Below are 17,595 nucleotides of genomic sequence, written 5' to 3'. Positions count from 1 at the left end.
CTTTCATCATGTGTAAAATTCAAGATTATGACTCTGGATCATATACTCCTTTAGCATCCCCGGTTATCTTTTCAAGAATATTTTCTACCAACTCAGTTATTTTATCTTTAAATATAACTGCTAAACCTACTAATACTATAATAATAAGCGCTATCTCAACAACTCCCATACCATCTTCTTCTTTCCAAAATCTTTTTAAAGTATCTAACATAGATTTATCCTCCTAATATTTTATTTATATATTTTTCTATAGTAATTTACACTCCAAGAGACATGAACGCTGGCATCATTACAATAATAATAATGATGATGAACATAATCCCCATAGGAATAAGAAGCTTGGAACTAGCTTTTTCACCAGCTTTTTTAGCTATATTTTTTCTTACATCCCATGCCTCATTTGCTTGATTTTGAAGTGCCATTACTAATGTATCATTACCTTTTCTTATATTTTGGACAATAACTGTAGTGAATCTCATCATTTCTGGTATCTTGCATCTTTTACCAAAATCCTCATAAGCTTTTACCTCTGATAGTCCATTATTAATTTCTTGAAGAGTTTCCAACATCTCTTCATACAAAAATAGCTTACCAGCTCTAGATGTTGTAATATCATCGTAGTAATCTTTGGATATCTTGTTCCAAGAACGACTTAAAGTCATTCCTGCATTCAACAAGAGAGTTAATTTTATTACAAACTCCGGAAAACATTTTCTAATTTCTGAATTTCTATCTTCAACTTTTTTCTTGACTTCATAATCCTTTAATAACACTAATAGAATAATTACTATCAAACCAAATATTAAGAACTTCAGACTATCATTGCCATCTGATTTTAATAACCAGCTTATTTTTCCCATATGCCCTTCTATGGTGATAGGTAAAATCACTTCATCATCAGATCTATTCAGTAGATTATCAGTTGACAACTCTTCTTTTATGGCTTTTTCAATCAATTCTAGCTTTTCCTCTTTTGTCAGTGTCTTTGGATATACTTTTAAATCTATTATCTTGTCAATGCTTTCCCCTGCATATGTTAGTTTTGCAGTAATATTGGTTTCATTACCCCTGACTGTAATATTGCTATAATCTAGCTCACCATTCTTTTCTATATATGGACAATCAATAGTCCACGCAATCTTGATATTTTTACCAGGAAACCACTTGACTAGATTCAATTTCTTATCTATGACTTTTAGATTGAGGTTATCTCCTAGTATGTAATTAGGCAGTTCATCAGCGGTTTCTTTTAATATATTTCTTGCTTTTTCTTTATCTGGATTTTCCTCTGGAACTAATACTGTTATATCCTTAACATCTTTTTCCCCATCAATCTCTATCTGTGCTTGTAAATCATAGGATACATTTCCCTTACCTAATGAAGGTTTTTTTATGGTATTATTCATAAGGCTGATGCTATCATTACCCTGAAAACTCATAATCAATGTTATGAATAAAACTCCAATGAGGGACATTATTGCAAGAGATATTTTTTCTCCTTGATGCATTCTAAGTCGAAAATCATATTCCCTTTTACCATAGATTAGATATATATTATCTCTAACGTTTTTACCAGCTTTCATTTTTTTACCAATGGCTTTATCTAATATGAATAGAGATGTAGGAATTAATTCCTTTAGTTTATATTCCTTCTTATCAATACAATCCATCTCTTCTTTATACATATTTTTAGTTAGGAAAAAAACTGCAAATAACCCTATAAGTATAATAAAGCTTATTATTCCAACTACCATAAGCTACACCTCTATATCCGTTATTTTTTTACCAACTCTATAACTAACAGCAAATAATATAAGGCAGACAGTCATTAATATTCTTCCTGTAAGAGTAGAATACATAACATCCAAATACCCTGGTGAAGATATTTGAAGATAGATAATAATTCCTGGAACCAATAGACTAAGTATGGTTTGTTCAAATTGTTTACTTGATACTAGCACTTCTATCTCGTTTTGGATTTCAATTTTTTCGCTTATTACATTAGACGTATATCTTATGATACTGATAATATTACCGCCTGTTCTTTTTGCTGTAATGAATACATTGGAGAAATTAGTAATATCATCAATGGAAGCTCTAGAAGCAAAATCCTGTATAGCATCTTCTATGGTTTCATTCATTTCGATCTTTCTAACTATATATTCAAATTCTAAGATAATATATGTATCTGGTTCAGGATATAATATTCTTAAATCACTTAGAACAGATTTGAAGGCACTTTCTATAGACTTTCCTGCTCCTAAAGAAGAAGATAATGCATAAATAGCCTCTTTAAATTGAAGCCTTAATTCCTTCTTCCTTTTCTTAATTAGTTGAGGTTTCTTATATTTAGGATATAGTAATCCTATGAAAGAAAGTATTCCTGCAATAATATGATTGTTATAAAATAACATACAAAGTAAATAAACCCCTGCCATAGCTATTACTGAATATTTAACTCTTTCAAGGATATTCATATGATACTCATCATAATTAAACAGCTCATTATTAGTCTTATCACTCATATCTCTTCTCCAACTTCTAATCCTGCCATAATAAATTTATCTCTATGTATTAATTTATTATCAGTTCTAATAAGTTTTCCTTCAACTCTAGAATTGATCTCATCGTTTTTATCCGATTCTTGAAATTCATATAGTGGATTAAGTATTATATTACCATTTTCATATCCTTTAACTTCAGTTATTTCAAGAACCCTTCTTGATTTATCCCTAAGTCTTCCTAAATGTATCATTATATCTATAGCAGAAGCTATCTGCTGTCTTATAGCCTCAAGTGGCATAATAGCACCAGTTAAGATCATCGTCTCCAATCTGCTTAACATATCTTTTGTAGAATTGGCATGTCCTGTTGATAATGACCCATCATGTCCAGTATTCATGGCTTGTAACATATCCAGTGCTTCTTCACCTCTAACTTCACCAACAACTATTCTATCTGGACGCATTCTCAATGAAGATTTAATTAAATCTCTAATGCTGATCTTCCCTTTACCCTGGACATTTTCATTTCTGGTTTCTAATCTAACAATATTATCAACAGATCTGATCTGTAACTCAGCTGAATCTTCAATAGTAATTATCCTCTCATCTCTAGGTATAAAATTAGATAGTACATTTAGAAATGTTGTCTTACCAGAACCTGTTCCACCGCAAATGAAGATATTATATCTTGCTTTTACCATCTTATCCAAGATATATGCTACCTCTTTTGATAGACTTCCCCACTGTATCAACTCTTCTATGCTAATAGGCTTATCAGGGAATTTTCTTATAGTAACAATAGGACCATTTAATGCTATTGGAGGTAAAACTATATTTATTCTTGAACCATCTGAAAGTCTTGCATCTACAATAGGAGAGGATTCGTTGACTATTCTATTAACCTTAGCTACAATCTGTTGAATGACATCTTCTAATTTGACAGTACTTTCAAAACACCCATCAATCTTCTTAATTCTTCCTTTTCGTTCTATGAATATATCATCTTTCCCATTTATCATAATCTCTGTAACAGATTTATCTTCTAAAAGCGGCTGCAATACATCAAGTCTCCTGATAGAATTAAAAAGTTTATCCCCTAATTCATATCTTTTTGTTATACTGACATACTCTTCTCTAGACTTCTCTTTTATTACCTCGTCAATTATATCTCTAATATCTTCATCAGTAGGGTCTTTCGTCAAATCTATTCTATTTCTAACTATATTCTTTAAATTATCCAAATCCGTTATCAACTATTTCCCCTCACTTTTAATAACTTTAGTTACATAATCACTTAATACTCTACCAAAACAACTATCCAGATTAATATTGTTTATCTCCCCTATATCAACCAAAAAATTATTATCATAAGGGATATATATCTCTACTTCCTTACCCATCATGGATACCCCTTCTAATACTTCATTATCTTTTTTAGTGTTATTAATGGTTATCCGTACATTAGTATTTACATCTTCAATATTCATCTTTTTTAAGCTATTATACATATGATTCAGTTTAGTTAAAGCCATCTTATCTATATTAGTCAATAACAGTACCTCATCACATGCTTGGAGTAATTTCAAATTTTTATCGTTTAGATAAGAGTCAAAATCTAATACTATTCTTTCATAATTTGAATTATCCCTTATATAATCTATTAACTCTATCCATTCATTAACAGATACTTCATGAATATCTTTGTAGCAATATGGTGGTGAAAAATAGTCCATACCAGAATCATTATCAGTATTTTTTAATCCTTCAATTTTCATTATGAGATTTTTATTCTTTTGCTTAATGTAATATAATAAATCAGAGAGATTATTAGTATTATTACATTCCAATATGGTCTTGTAGGAAGCCATCTCTTCCAAGCTTAAAAATAAGGTTTTAAAACCATTTATAGCATATTGCTTAGCCAGACCAACTGATACAGTTGTCTTACCACTTCCCCCTATAGGAGAAAAAACACCTATTACTTTTGTTCCAACTGTATTTTTCTTGACTATTATTTCATCGTTGCTGTATTTTGAAAAAATACTTATAAGTTCTCTTGCGACAACATCTCCTGGTTGATATTTATTTATGTAAGGATATGTAAGTAGACTCTCTGGAACTCTATCAGGTGTATTAATTATTGTCACCTGTACATTTGACAAATGAATATCATCTGCCATTAGTTTTGGGGATATCAATAAAATATCTGCTTTTGCAGTCTCAAGATATTTTGTAAGTAATTCTTTATCTGTAAAAGAAATAACATTATATTCTGTTTCATTCCACGAAGATAGAAATCTTGATATTGCATTTAAATAACCTTTGTCATAATCTGCTATAATAATATTTAATCTAATCATATCATCCACTCCAAGTATAATTTGGTACTCCTTCTCCACATTAACCAAATATCTTAAGCTCAAAAAGCATTTGATATATGGTACCTGCTCCTATTGCATATGATAATCTTATTACATGACTTTTATCTTCTTTATTAAGCTCGTCATATATTCCAATCTGTCTATTGATAATAATGTTATGTATAAAATTGAAAAAATGTTTTAATCTGATTATAAGATTTCTTTCTATTAGCATTTTCACCAGTGCCATGACTCCAACAGCTATAAGCATATACACAGATGATTTCATCAAGAAATCTAAGCCCAATAGTCCACCGATGACTCCTATCAATTTAATATCACCAGCACCTAACATTCTAAGGATAAACAACACAAATAAGACTAGTATAGGTAATGATATTCCCATTAACCAATTAATTAATCCTGTAACGCCTAACTCAACACAATTGACAATAAGTCCAGCGGCTGCAAAGAATAGGATAACCGAATTTTTAACTGAATAGCTTTTTGTATCCGTATATATTACGAAAATCAATAATATACAAACTAGAACGTACTTCATTATAGGAATCATATTACTTGTTCCTTTCTTGCAAATAAACTATTATTAAATTTTAATATAAATGATAATAAATAGAGTCCATGACAATCATACAGAAATTATTACTTATATATTAAATATATAACTTAATTATTTATCTAATTTAGTTTTAAGATATAATAGATGTGTTAAAATAAAATTAATTAAAATTAAATATATTTTCCCCTCAAAACATCCCCTTAATACATATTATATGAAATTTATAGAGAAATGTAAAGATATTTTTGGTATTTACGTATATTTTGTTGAATTTTGTTATATTTTTATCTATTCATAATTAAGTACTTTAGTTCCTTATTCTTATTAATATGAATAATAATAAACATACTAAATATAGGTAATAAAAAAGCCACATATGATATTCTAACTTAACCATAGTGACTATAATTATTATAAAAACTTATCAACCAATGCCAGGGAATATAATAACAGAAATCCAGGAACTCCTAAAATGCCTACTACAAAACCATTTACTATATTCAACCCAACAAATAGTCCTAAGCCTTTTAGTATAAAATTGAAGCCATATATTGCACCTAAACCGATGCAGCCTCTTATTAAAACTAATAATAATTTCTTAACTGGTTTCATAAGCATTGAAAACAATATAATAATTAAACATAAAACAAAAATCCATATAATTAATTGATTGTTTTCCTTCTACCCCCTTTACCAAATGAATCTCTATTTCTTTTATCCGTGGTATCTTACATATTTTGTTTTTAGGTAATAAAGTAAACAAGTTATCATTTATTATATTATATGTTGTCTATACCCATATATTCTTATTTTAATTAAAAAAACTTTAACTGGGAGTTCTATTATAATTATAAATATAATACATGACTAATTACTATATTCATTACACAAAAATCATCATTGTATTTTAGCAATAATATTCATTTGTTTAGCTTGGTTTATGAGGTACTCATATTTTAATTGCATAGCTTTAACCTCATATATGCAACTATCAATTAATTCTGGGGCGGTAACAACATCAAAATTACTATAGGCAGTATCCAAAGCTCTTTTAGTAATTTCAATATTCTTAAGCAAAAGTTCTTCTTCATTCAACTCACTAACATTTTCATTCTGCATAGCTAAATTTACATTATTTATAAAACTCATATTCTATACCTCTTAAAAATTTATTTTATTATATAGTATAGTCATAAATTAACTATTTATTCTTTTTTTGGAAAAAACAGTAAATTAAAATTTATAAAATATAGAATCATTGCTAAATAAATAATTAAAATGAATTGAACTATTGATAAAATATTTTGTCTACTATATATTATTCAGCACTGTAAAGATATTTAATTTATTAATTATGTTGATAACTTCTTTTGTATCTTTTGATTTAAACTTTCTTAGTATACTTCTTATTTGAGATTTGACTGTTGATTCTTCAACAAACCTTATATCGCATATCTCACTTCTTGATTTGCCCTCACATAACAGCTTGAGAGTTTCTAACTCAGTACTTGTAAGTGTAGAAACTATATTAATGTAAAAAAGCAAACTTTCTTCATTACCTTTTATTCTTTTAAATTCACCTCGTAATTTTCTAGCGATATTGGGCCTAATAGGAGAAGAATCTCTATAGGCATCTTTTACTGCTGAAAGAATTACATCTGCTTTTGCATCCTTTAAAACATAATCAACTACACCTGCTTGAAATGCACTGAAAATAAGTTCATCTTCTTCATAAACTGTAAGCATAATAATTTTTATATTAGGAAAATGCAATAATATCTCATGAGTAGCTTTAATACCTGCAGTATGGGTTTCCATATGAATATCCATCAAAATAACATCAGGCTTGTGTAAAGAAGTCTTTAAGATTGCTTCATATCCATTTTGTGCTTTATGTATTTCAATTATTTCTGGATCTTTTTTCAAAATGTTATTAATTCGTTTACATACTGAAGGAATATCATCTACTATTAATACTTTAATACCCTGCTCCATCTATTTTCCTCCTCTAAAATTAATCATGTAAATGATTATAATTTAATTGTAAATCAAATGAATTATAATTTTGGGTTGAAATTTTTTCAACCTTTACATTATCAGTGGCAACATAATCTTTATGGTGGTACCTTTATGTTTTGAACTCTCTACAACAGTATTGCCATTATGGATATCAATAATCTGTTTTACATATGAAAGTCCTATACCCCAATTATTATCTCCTGTTTTTGTTGTATAGAATGCCTCAAAAATCTTGCTTTGTATTTCTTTTTCCATCCCAATACCATTATCATGAATTGATATTATTACCCAATCATTAATAACTTCTGTTAGGATATTTATAATTCCACTAGCACCATCATTAGCTTCAATAGCTTCAATAGCTTCAATGGCATTCTTAATCATTACATTCAAGCACTCTCCAATGTGTTCTTCGTCAACGAATGCTCTAGGATTCAAGCTAGTTAGTTTATAATTCAGTGATATGTCATTAGGCATACTTGAAACCTTATTATTAACAAAGTCATCAATAAAATCATTGATATAGGCAGGCTCAAGAATAATACTCTGACTCTGAATACGTTTATGCATTTCATTCAATCTCCCTATGGTCTGCTTTGATATATTATTAATAGTATTTGCAGTTTCTAATAACTCAGTATTATCCTTTAATTCATCAATCAATATCTCACTCTCAAATTGTATAGCCAGCAATTGATTCTTTAAGGAATGACTTAATGCCCTGATACCAAAATTATTCTTCTTGAGAATCTTATGCTAACTATGATGCTCTGAACTATATACTTTTTTCAAGGACTTATATTTCAGCGTTGCAAAAAGCATAATAGTAAAGCAGAAAACACTTAGATATGGATAAATATAATAAATATAAGAAGGTATCATCTTAGGCTGTTCATATATCAAATAAGTCGTTCTTTGATATATGCTCACTAATATTGCTGGCGCCCATGAAAAAGTTATTAAATGAAAAGTAATAATGCAAAGTAACCCTACTAGATTAAAAAAATAATACTCTCTTATAATAGGAAGGTTTTTTCTTCTTAGAAATTCCATAATTAAAAATATCAATGGTATAATTAACATAAGCAAATTATAAACCTTGGTAAATGAATAAAATGATTTATACAAGGAATTGAATGCATCATAACCAAGAATGTTTAGACTCAAAGTAATCTTATACAGTTCTCTATAAATCTCTGGATCATATAATATCAATTGAATAACCAAAAGTATACATGGAATATATGAAGCTAATCTAGGTTTCCTATATCCGTAGATAAAGTAGATCATATATAAATACATGCATGCAACAAATAATAATGTACCAATATTAATGAATCTTATCACATTTATTATATTGACTTCAGAATACACTAAATCATTCCATAAACCAAAAGGAACATAGAAGAAATACTTAACTATCACATATGATAAGTTCAATTTGGCTAGATATTGCAATAATCCCAATAAAGACATACTCCATCCTATAATACTACCTATCAAAAAATATGATGTAATGTTCAAAGGGTTCTTGGCAAACACAAAAATAATACCGTTATATATAACATGTCTTCACCTACAATTTCAAAATGGAAAATTAATGGACAAGGGCTGATAAAACATCAACTTTACATATGATATAAAATATATCATTATATTACTACAAGGAAGCATCGCTTGTAAAGATGATAATTTTGTAATTAGTTAGAAAAGATTATATACATAAAAAATTATTCTCAGTTATAAATCATCTTTAAAAGCACAAGACTAAAAATATATAAATCATATGGGAGGAACAGAAATGAAAAAAATACTTTCAATTTTATTAGTAGCAATGATGATTGTCACATTAGCTGGTTGTGGTTCTAAAAACTCAGAGAACAATGAAAAACCAGGTGATAAAGACTCCACTAACACTGATAAGAAAATAACTTTAAAAGTTATGGATTGGAGTGACAGCTCAAAAGCTCAGAAAGAAGCATTTTTTGAAGAATATAAAAAGAATAATCCTAATATTAATATTGAATATACTTGCCTTACAATGGATCAGTACAAAAATACTATTTTATCAGCAATCAACTCTGGAGATGCTCCTGATCTATTCCCACTTCCAAGTGGCATGGATTTAGGTTCTGTTGTAAAAGAGGGTTGGTTCCAACCATTAGAAGGTCTAGTAAGCGATAGTTTCAAAAATATGTTTGTAGATGGGGTATTCAAAGAAGGCGTTAACGTAATAGATGGGAAAGTATATTCCATCCCAGAAGTACTTCAATTACCTAATTCAATCATATTCTACAATAAAGAATTATTTAAAAAAGCAGGTTTAGATCCTGAACAACCTCCAAAAACTTTCTCTGAATTAAGGGAATATGCTAAAAAAATTACTGAAGCGGGTAATGGTGAATTCTATGGAATAATTGAAGGTGGACAACAAGTAAACAGATGGAAAACAGCAGCTCATGATTTTTCTGCTCTAGGTGGTAGCGGAATGTCAGAATTCTGACCTGTCAGCTTATTGACTGGCGAATCAAGCTATGCTGATAAAGCTATGGTAGAAACTTTTGAATTATTTAAAGGTATGGCTGAAGATGGAAGTTATCATCCAAGTACAATGAGCATAAGAGCTCCTGAAGCTAGAGCGTTATTTGGTGCAGGAGAAGCTGGTTTTATTATTCAAGGTGTATGGTGTATTGGTGTTTGGAATGCTAACAACCCTGATTTGGACCTAGGTATTGCATCACAAGTAATTTCTGATAATGGTAGACAAGGTTCAGTTGCAATGGCTACAGCAAATGCATGGATGGGTATATCCGCTACTTCTGAACATCCAGAAGAAGCTGCGAAATTGTTAGAAGCACTATATTCCAAAGATTATAACTACCAAAAAGATTGTGTTTCAGACGGAGTATTCTTCTCTCTTGTTAAAGGTGTCAACGATGAGTATTTAACAAACCCATTATTAAAAGATTATTATGATGCTGCAACAGCAACAGCAACAGTAGCTCCAAATCCAAAAACTGAAAATCCAGCAACATCACAATTCTTCTTGCAATATAACGATGTAAGTCCAGCGGTTGGAGACCTATTACAAGGTACAGTAGCAGGAGCAATCAGCGATATAGAAGGCAGTCTAAAAGTATTAGCAGAAAAAGTTAATAAAGAATTTGATAAAGCATTAAAAGCAGCTAACGAAAAAGGAGCCAATATTACTCAAGATGATTTTAAATTTGATTGGGACCCAATGACTAATTATTAATTAATGCTTATAAAATGCTGCGACTTAATAGTTGCAGCATTTATATTATCAAAAAGGAGAGAACATAATGCAGCAAGTAGATAGTAGGAAAAATATATTTTCTATTAAAGATAAAAAAAATGTAAAATGGTGTTGGATATTCATGCTTCCAACTATAATATTATATCTAATATTCACTGCATGGCCAATATTTTCAAGTTTCTATTACGCCACTATGAATTGGTCAGGATTAAGTGTAACCAAAGAATTTGTTGGATTGAAAAACTTCATTGAAGTAGCCAAAGACCCTTATTTTTGGTCTGCTTACTGGAATAGTTTCAAATTCATGTTTGGTGTTGTTCCAATTCATCTAGTAATTGGATTATTATTAGCTGTTGTTTTAAATAATAAGCTATTAAAATTTGCAAAAGTATACCGTACATTATTCTTTTTACCAGTTGTAACAACCGCATCTATTGTTGGTATCATCATGATTTTTATCTTAGGTGCAGATGGTCCTGTTAACTCGTTATTAATGTCCATTGGTTTAATAAAGAACCCAATCAACTGGTTAGGTGACCCAAAATATGCTATGGGTTCCGTTATTCTTATATCTGGTTGGAAAAATCTTGGTATAAATATGATTTACTGGTTGGCTGCCTTACAAAGTATACCATCAGAATTATATGAAGCTGCTAAAGTAGATGGATGTAACTCCAGGCAAATATTCAGACATATTACTTTCCCATTAATTATACCTATTGGAGCAGTTATTGCTTTACTTAACATAGTAGGTTCCCTAAAAGTATTTGATATAGTCAAAACAATGACTAATGGTGGTCCTTTCTTTTCTACAGACGTTGTATCCACTTATATTTATAGATATGCGTTTTCAAGTGAAATGGGTCTTCCAAGAATCGGATATGCTTCAGCAGCAGGTATTTTCTTTGGAATAACAATAATTATTGTAGGTTTTACTGCAAACTATTTCAAAAAGAAAATCAAACAAAAAAGCTCCTTAACACAAAACTAATAACTGGTGGTGAATAAAATTGAAACGAACTAAAATAAAAAACAAAAAAATAGGCTTAACACATTTAATATTGATACTAGTTTCTTTTGTATGGATTTATCCTTTCATCTGGATGGTAAGTGCATCTTTTAAGACACAAGATGAAATATTTTCAAAAGGATTAAACCTGATACCAAAAAACTTTAATTTTGATAATTTCATTAGAGCTTGGAATAACGCCAATTTTGAAGCCTACTTCCTTAACTCTATCATTGTCACAGTTAGTACTGTTTTATTAGTATTAATACTAAGTGCAATGATGGGATATGTAATGGGCCGATATGAATTCAAGGGTAAAAAAGCAGTTTTACTCATCTTTCTAGCAAGTATGGTTATTCCTCTTGGATTTACTATTATACCCATATACCAAGCTATCAAAGCTTTAGGTCTTATGAATACAAGATTAGGTCTAATATTAGCGGAGTCAGGGGGTTCCCACATAATATTTATTCTTCTTTTTGCTGGATTCTTCAAAGAAATACCAAAAGAACTAGAAGAAGCAGCTATTATGGATGGATGTGGTTTCCTAAGGATCTTTATTAATATTATGCTTCCTTTATCTAAACCAATTATTGGTAGTGTAGTAATTATGCAGTTTATCTGGACATGGAACTCATTCCTATTACCACTTGTATTAACACTAAGTAAAGAGGGACTTCGTACATTAGCGGTAGGTCTTTATGCTTTTAAAGGTGAATATGTTGTAGATTGGACTGGTATAGCTGCCGGAGGTACTATTTCATTGATACCTATAATAATAGTATTTGTAGTATTGCAAAAATATTTTGTAGAAGGAATAGCGGGTTCAATAAAAGGATAGATAATCCTATAGATATGTTAAAATTACAATGATTAGTACAATAGACAAAAAAGCTGTAGATAATAATTATCTACAACTTTTTATTTATACTTAGTAATTTTTATTTTCCATACTAGCAAACTTCGTGTATTGTCCCATCCATACCAAGTGAATAGTTCCAGTTGGACCATTACGTTGTTTAGCTATTATCAATTCACCTTGATTCTTAGCTTCTGATTCAGGATTATAGTATTCATCTCTATACAAGAACATAACTACGTCAGCATCCTGCTCAATAGCTCCTGACTCTCTTAAGTCCGATAACATAGGTCTATGATCAGCTCTAGATTCACAAGCACGGCTTAACTGGGATAATGCTACAACGGGAGCTTCCATTTCCCTGGCAAGAGCTTTTAACGAACGTGATATTTCAGATATCTCCTGCTGTCTCGATTCTGTTTTACCATTACCACTCATTAGCTGAAGATAGTCAATCAGTATTAAATCCAGTCCTTTTTCTAGTTTTAATTTTCTACATTTAGCTTTCATTTCTGAAACAGTAATACCTGGCGTATCATCTATGTATATTGGAGCATTAGATAAAACACTTGAACCACTTGCAATTTTTGCCCAATCTTCATCTTCCAAGTCACCAGTTCTAACCTTTTGGGCATCCACCATAGCTTCTGAACATAATAGACGATTGACAAGCTGTTCTTTTGACATCTCCAGACTAAATATAGCTGTTGCAGCATTTTCTTTAATAGCTGCGTGTTGTGCCATATTAAGGGCAATAGCTGTTTTTCCCATAGAAGGTCTTGCAGCAATCAAAATCAAATCTGATGGCTGTAACCCAGCTGTTTTATAGTCAAGATCAATAAATCCAGTAGGTATACCAGTAACCTTACCTTGATTTTTATGTATAGTCTCTATTTTATTTAGAGTAGGTACAACTAAATCTTTAATAGAAGAAAACTCTTCTGTACGTCTATCTTGCATAATATTGAAGATTTTTTCTTCCGCACCAGTAAGAACATCTTCTAACTTATTTTTTCCATCATAGCTCTCATCAATTATTTCTCTGCTGGTTTTGATTAATTTTCTAAGAACAGCCTTTTCCTTAACAATCTGAGCATAATTCTTGATATGAGCAGATGTTGGAACAGCTACAGCTAATTTAGATAAATAATTAATTCCACCTATCTGATCTAGAACACCTTCATCTTTTAATTTGTTTTCAAGTGTAACTAAGTCAACTGCTTTATTTTTATTATATAAATCAATAATCGCTTCAAAAATCACTTTTAAATCAGGTTGATAAAAATCATCAGGCATTAAGGATTCTGAACCTGTAGCTATTGCTTCTCTATCCAGTATCATAGAACCAATAACAGATTGCTCAGCCTCTAAGCTATATGGTGGTAATCCTTTTATTTCTGCGTCCACCACAATCCCCTCCAAACTATTAGTCCATACTACAAATATATAGTACTTAAGTTAATTATAACAGTCCAGTTATCATTAATAAACTTGTATTTATTACTAATATAAAATTACTTTAGCAAATATAAATTACATCTATATATTTTTTAGGTAATGAAACATCAAGACCCTATAAGGGTCTTGTATTAATTTCACTTGGGTTTTATAACTCTTGAACTTTTACTTTTAACTCAGTCTTAACTTTTGCGTTTAATTTTATTGGTATTATATGAGTTCCTAGAGATTTTATTGGTTCTTTAAGCTGCATTTTCTTCTTATCGATGTCAAAGCTTAATTGTTCTTTTGCCGCTTTTGTAATTTCCTTTGTTGATACAGAACCAAAGATTCTACCTCCATCTCCAGCTTTCACTTTTATTGTTACTTCACTACCTTTAATCTCTTTAGCCAATTCCTTAGCCTGTTCAAGTAATTCTTCCTGTCTCCTCATTTCAGATTGTTTCTTTAATTTCATATCATTAATAGAAGACTTAGTAGCTTCAACTGCTAATTTTTTAGGAAATAAGAAGTTTCTAGCATAACCATCGCTTGTATTAACTAAATCTCCTTTTTTACCTACCTTTTTAACATCTTCTAATAGTATTACTTTCATTTTTTCTCACCTTCCTCTAAGTATTCATCAATTGTATCTTTTAAGATTTCTATAGCGCCATCTATAGTATTATCATGAAGCTGAGCACCAGCAACACTTAGGTGTCCTCCTCCTCCTAATTTTTCCATTATTAGCTGCACATTGATATCATCAAAAGAACGGGCACTTATATATATTATACCATCTACATTCGTTAATACAAATGATGCCTTAATACCAGATATATTAAGTAATTCATCAGCGGCTTGTGCAGTAACCAAAATTGGATTTTGAATATCTGATGGACATATTGATATAGCCATTTTATCTCTGTATATCACTGAATCCCTAACTGCTGTTGCTCTAGCTTTATATGATTCCATATCATTTTTAAATAACTTTCTTACTCTAACCACATCTGCACCATTTCTTCTTAGGTAAGCAGCTGCTTCAAAGGTCTTAACACCTGTCTTTATTACAAAATTCTTAGTATCGACTGTAATACCAGCAAATAAAGCCTCTGCTTCCATAGGTCTAAGCTTAACCTTATCCGAGATATATCTTATTATCTCAGTCACCATCTCACATGTGGAAGATGCATAAGGTTCCACATAACTTAAAACAGTATTTTCAATATGCTCTGCTCCAACTCTATGGTGATCGAATACCACAACATTGTTAACATATTTGAATAATTCTTCACATTCTGTATAGCTAGGTCTATTGACGTCCACAACTACAAGTAATGTATTCTCATTTGCATAATTGACAGCTTCTACATTATCTATAAAAAGGTCTTCACCATAATTATCATCTTCAATAAAGCGATCGTACAAAGGTCTAACAGCTGAAGTAATTTCATTAAGAACAATATGAACAGTCTTATCCAATAATCTCGCACAGCTATAAATACCTATAGCAGCACCTAATGAATCTAAATCTTGAACTTTATGTCCCATGACAATAACTTTATCACAATCTTCTATAAGCTCTCTAAATGCATAAGCTTTGATTCTAGCTTTTACTCTTGCACTTTTTTCTACCCCACGTGTTTTACCTCCGTAGAATAGGAATTTATCACTTTCTTTTATAACAGCCTGGTCTCCACCTCTACCAAGAGCTAAATCAATAGCAACTCTTGCAAAATCCATTGACTGAATATAAGAATAATCATTAACTCCAAGCCCCATACTTAACGTAACCGGTAACTCATTACCAATATTAATTTCTCTGATAACATCTAATATGGCGAACTTGTCTTCATGTAAATCTCTTAGATATTTCTTTTGAAATATTATCATGTACTTGTCTTTTTCAAATTTACGAACAACACCATCTATTTTTTTAGCGAACTTGTTTATATTCCTATCGATAAGTGCAACTAATAGTGGTCTTCTAACATCTTCGATACTTTGAAAAGCCTCTTCGTAATTATCAATATACAAAAGGCCAACAACGGTTTTTTGGTCATCATTTTTTGTTTGCAACTCTTTTTCATTAGTTATATCAAAAAAATATGTTGCATAGATAATACCACTATCACTCATTCTATCATATGCATCCAAAGTATTATCGTCATCTATTTCAAGACTGCGGATTATCACTCTATATATTTTATCATCTAAAGATATCTCTTTTTCAAAAACCGTATCATCTTCAACAGGCAAGATAGTAGAATTAAGGTGAGGTATAAGTGCATTGATATTTTTGTCCAGAATCTTTTTTTCACCTATCATTGTCTCAAATTCTTCATTGAACCATCGTATTCTTCCATCAATATCTAACAGAATATAAGGTATCTGAAATTTTTGCAGAAAGTTCTTCTGTAAAGTACCAAAAGTAAGAGCATAATTTATTACCTCGCTCATTAAGTGTCTTTTGGAAACAACTCCAATAAAAAAACTTACAGCTACAGCAACTAATAAAAATGCCAGTGAAATGATACCTGCAGTAATATTGATATAAAATAATATTAAGGTCAATATAAATAGAAAGGCAAGATATATTAAAGGCCACCTAAAATAACTTTCTATTTGTTTATTCATTTGAATTTTCTTATTCATATAATCTTCTCCTTTAAGATTTAAAGAAGTTCCATATTATTATCTTCCTATTTTAGAATTTTAATGCTTATTATGCATTATTTAATTTAACTCTAATCTGGAAAACACTATCTATAAAACCTGCTACTACAAAATAAGCTTGGAAAAAGACAAGACAAAAGATAGAAACTAATATTAGTAGACTTCTTCTTCCAGCATTCCTAACTCTCTTAATTACTGATACTTCAAATAAAATCCCCAACAAAAATAACATTACTGTTAAAATAACTAATATATTATTAATAGCTATAAGTAAATAACTGTTGCTGGTTAAATTAAAAGCTTTGGTACAAACAGCGATTAATAAAAATACAATCATGCTTCTAGAAACTTTCAAGCCTAATATATTTCCTAATCCATGATTATAGAGCTTTGTTTTAATAGCAATTACTCTAATACACAAAATAGATATAAACGATATACCTAAACATAATAGATATAATAAAGCAGGATAATAATACTTCATGAAATGAAAAGTATTCTTAAATGTTCCCATAGCAATGGAATATTCTTGTATTGAATTAGTGTTAGCTTTAAAAAATCCGCTATATATATTAGTGAATTCAATTTCCAATGCATCTATAATATTAAAATACCCTTCTATAACATCAATCTTACAGATATATTTCAATGAAATTATAGCACCTAAAAAACATACAAACATTAATAAACTTGTAAATGATAAAGCCTTTGAAAAAGCTATTTCCTTTTTTACTATATAACTAATGATAAAAGCAGGCAGTATTATCAGCATGCTATATAAAATAAAATCCTCAATGCCGTATAACATATAAATTCCAATAGAAGCTGCTAACATACAACATATCAATCTACTATCTACTTCGTATTGCAA

At 30.0% G+C, this 17,595-nt stretch carries 17 protein-coding genes and 1 pseudogene; 3 read left to right on the top strand and 15 right to left on the bottom strand.

The window, feature by feature from the left end; all coding sequences use genetic code 11:
* Positions 1-25: 25 nt before the first annotated feature.
* From AACQ14_RS11305 to AACQ14_RS11255, 11 genes are all read right to left on the bottom strand, one after another.
* A complete protein-coding gene (locus AACQ14_RS11305; protein WP_212693553.1) occupies positions 26-211 on the bottom strand; it encodes a Flp1 family type IVb pilin in 186 nt (61 codons plus the stop codon).
* A gap of 46 nt (positions 212-257) precedes the next feature.
* Complete coding sequence (locus tag AACQ14_RS11300) at positions 258-1,754, bottom strand: type II secretion system F family protein (protein ID WP_339363697.1); 1,497 nt, start codon at positions 1,752-1,754, stop codon at positions 258-260.
* Positions 1,755-1,757: 3 nt separating this feature from the next.
* On the bottom strand, positions 1,758-2,525 hold the full coding sequence (locus tag AACQ14_RS11295) for a type II secretion system F family protein (protein WP_339363696.1): 768 nt from the start codon (positions 2,523-2,525) through the stop codon (positions 1,758-1,760).
* On the bottom strand, positions 2,522-3,757 hold the full coding sequence (locus tag AACQ14_RS11290; protein WP_423247993.1) for a CpaF family protein: 1,236 nt from the start codon (positions 3,755-3,757) through the stop codon (positions 2,522-2,524). Before AACQ14_RS11290 ends, AACQ14_RS11295 begins: the two co-directional genes overlap by 4 nt.
* The gene (locus AACQ14_RS11285; RefSeq protein ID WP_339363695.1) at positions 3,758-4,864 is read right to left on the bottom strand and encodes an AAA family ATPase; all 1,107 of its coding nucleotides are present in this window, start codon (positions 4,862-4,864) and stop codon (positions 3,758-3,760) included.
* A 40-nt stretch (positions 4,865-4,904) separates the two neighbouring features.
* Entirely contained in the window at positions 4,905-5,426 is a 522-nt protein-coding gene (locus AACQ14_RS11280) for an A24 family peptidase (protein WP_339363694.1), read from the bottom strand.
* A 429-nt stretch (positions 5,427-5,855) separates the two neighbouring features.
* Positions 5,856-6,080, bottom strand: a complete 225-nt coding sequence (locus AACQ14_RS11275) for a pro-sigmaK processing inhibitor BofA family protein (RefSeq protein ID WP_339363713.1) — start codon at positions 6,078-6,080, stop codon at positions 5,856-5,858.
* 261 nt (positions 6,081-6,341) lie between these two features.
* Positions 6,342-6,593, bottom strand: a complete 252-nt coding sequence (locus AACQ14_RS11270; protein ID WP_339363693.1) for a YaaL family protein — start codon at positions 6,591-6,593, stop codon at positions 6,342-6,344.
* A gap of 162 nt (positions 6,594-6,755) precedes the next feature.
* Positions 6,756-7,439: a response regulator transcription factor gene (locus tag AACQ14_RS11265; protein WP_339363692.1), complete on the bottom strand. Its 684-nt coding sequence runs from the start codon at positions 7,437-7,439 to the stop codon at positions 6,756-6,758.
* Positions 7,440-7,532: 93 nt separating this feature from the next.
* Positions 7,533-8,156 (bottom strand): sensor histidine kinase, encoded by a 624-nt coding sequence (locus AACQ14_RS11260; RefSeq protein ID WP_339363691.1) that lies wholly within the window; start codon positions 8,154-8,156, stop codon positions 7,533-7,535.
* A 63-nt stretch (positions 8,157-8,219) separates the two neighbouring features.
* Positions 8,220-8,930 carry a hypothetical protein gene (locus tag AACQ14_RS11255; protein ID WP_339363690.1) on the bottom strand — a complete coding sequence of 237 codons (711 nt, stop codon included), beginning with the start codon at positions 8,928-8,930 and terminating at the stop codon, positions 8,220-8,222.
* Positions 8,931-9,249: 319 nt separating this feature from the next.
* On the opposite strand from AACQ14_RS11255, the pseudogene AACQ14_RS11250 reads away from it, so the two are divergent.
* The 3 genes and pseudogenes from AACQ14_RS11250 to AACQ14_RS11240 all read left to right on the top strand — a co-directional run bounded on the left by AACQ14_RS11250 (position 9,250) and on the right by AACQ14_RS11240 (position 12,590).
* A pseudogene (locus AACQ14_RS11250) lies at positions 9,250-10,719 on the top strand (ABC transporter substrate-binding protein).
* Between the two features lie 67 nt (positions 10,720-10,786).
* The gene (locus tag AACQ14_RS11245; protein WP_212693544.1) at positions 10,787-11,731 is read left to right on the top strand and encodes a carbohydrate ABC transporter permease; all 945 of its coding nucleotides are present in this window, start codon (positions 10,787-10,789) and stop codon (positions 11,729-11,731) included.
* A gap of 19 nt (positions 11,732-11,750) precedes the next feature.
* Positions 11,751-12,590, top strand: a complete 840-nt coding sequence (locus tag AACQ14_RS11240; protein WP_339363689.1) for a carbohydrate ABC transporter permease — start codon at positions 11,751-11,753, stop codon at positions 12,588-12,590.
* A 90-nt stretch (positions 12,591-12,680) separates the two neighbouring features.
* Here the strand turns inward: AACQ14_RS11240 and dnaB are convergent, their stop codons facing one another.
* The 4 genes from dnaB to AACQ14_RS11220 form a co-directional block, all read right to left on the bottom strand.
* Positions 12,681-14,018 (bottom strand): replicative DNA helicase, encoded by a 1,338-nt coding sequence (gene dnaB, locus AACQ14_RS11235; RefSeq protein ID WP_339363688.1) that lies wholly within the window; start codon positions 14,016-14,018, stop codon positions 12,681-12,683.
* 196 nt (positions 14,019-14,214) lie between these two features.
* Positions 14,215-14,661 (bottom strand): 50S ribosomal protein L9, encoded by a 447-nt coding sequence (gene rplI, locus AACQ14_RS11230; protein WP_339363687.1) that lies wholly within the window; start codon positions 14,659-14,661, stop codon positions 14,215-14,217.
* Positions 14,658-16,703, bottom strand: coding sequence for a DHH family phosphoesterase (locus tag AACQ14_RS11225; protein ID WP_339363685.1), 2,046 nt, complete (start codon positions 16,701-16,703; stop codon positions 14,658-14,660). Before AACQ14_RS11225 ends, rplI begins: the two co-directional genes overlap by 4 nt.
* Before the next feature lie 70 nt (positions 16,704-16,773).
* Positions 16,774-17,595: DUF2232 domain-containing protein (locus AACQ14_RS11220; protein ID WP_339363684.1), on the bottom strand; the 822-nt coding region annotated here is incomplete at its 5' end.

Source organism: Vallitalea maricola (genome assembly GCF_036985595.1).
In the GTDB taxonomy this organism is placed as follows: domain Bacteria; phylum Bacillota; class Clostridia; order Lachnospirales; family Vallitaleaceae; genus Vallitalea; species Vallitalea maricola.
This window is presented reverse-complemented; position numbering and strand designations above follow the sequence as displayed.

Coding starts and splice junctions, on each gene's coding strand:
- AACQ14_RS11300 (WP_339363697.1), bottom strand. CDS start 1,754: ATGGTAGTTGGAATAATAAGCTTTATTATACTTATAGGGTTATTTGCA.
- AACQ14_RS11270 (WP_339363693.1), bottom strand. CDS start 6,593: ATGAGTTTTATAAATAATGTAAATTTAGCTATGCAGAATGAAAATGTT.
- AACQ14_RS11225 (WP_339363685.1), bottom strand. CDS start 16,703: ATGAATAAGAAAATTCAAATGAATAAACAAATAGAAAGTTATTTTAGG.
- AACQ14_RS11245 (WP_212693544.1), top strand. CDS start 10,787: ATGCAGCAAGTAGATAGTAGGAAAAATATATTTTCTATTAAAGATAAA.
- AACQ14_RS11280 (WP_339363694.1), bottom strand. CDS start 5,426: ATGAAGTACGTTCTAGTTTGTATATTATTGATTTTCGTAATATATACG.
- rplI (WP_339363687.1), bottom strand. CDS start 14,661: ATGAAAGTAATACTATTAGAAGATGTTAAAAAGGTAGGTAAAAAAGGA.
- AACQ14_RS11285 (WP_339363695.1), bottom strand. CDS start 4,864: ATGATTAGATTAAATATTATTATAGCAGATTATGACAAAGGTTATTTA.
- AACQ14_RS11295 (WP_339363696.1), bottom strand. CDS start 2,525: ATGAGTGATAAGACTAATAATGAGCTGTTTAATTATGATGAGTATCAT.
- AACQ14_RS11305 (WP_212693553.1), bottom strand. CDS start 211: ATGTTAGATACTTTAAAAAGATTTTGGAAAGAAGAAGATGGTATGGGA.
- AACQ14_RS11265 (WP_339363692.1), bottom strand. CDS start 7,439: ATGGAGCAGGGTATTAAAGTATTAATAGTAGATGATATTCCTTCAGTA.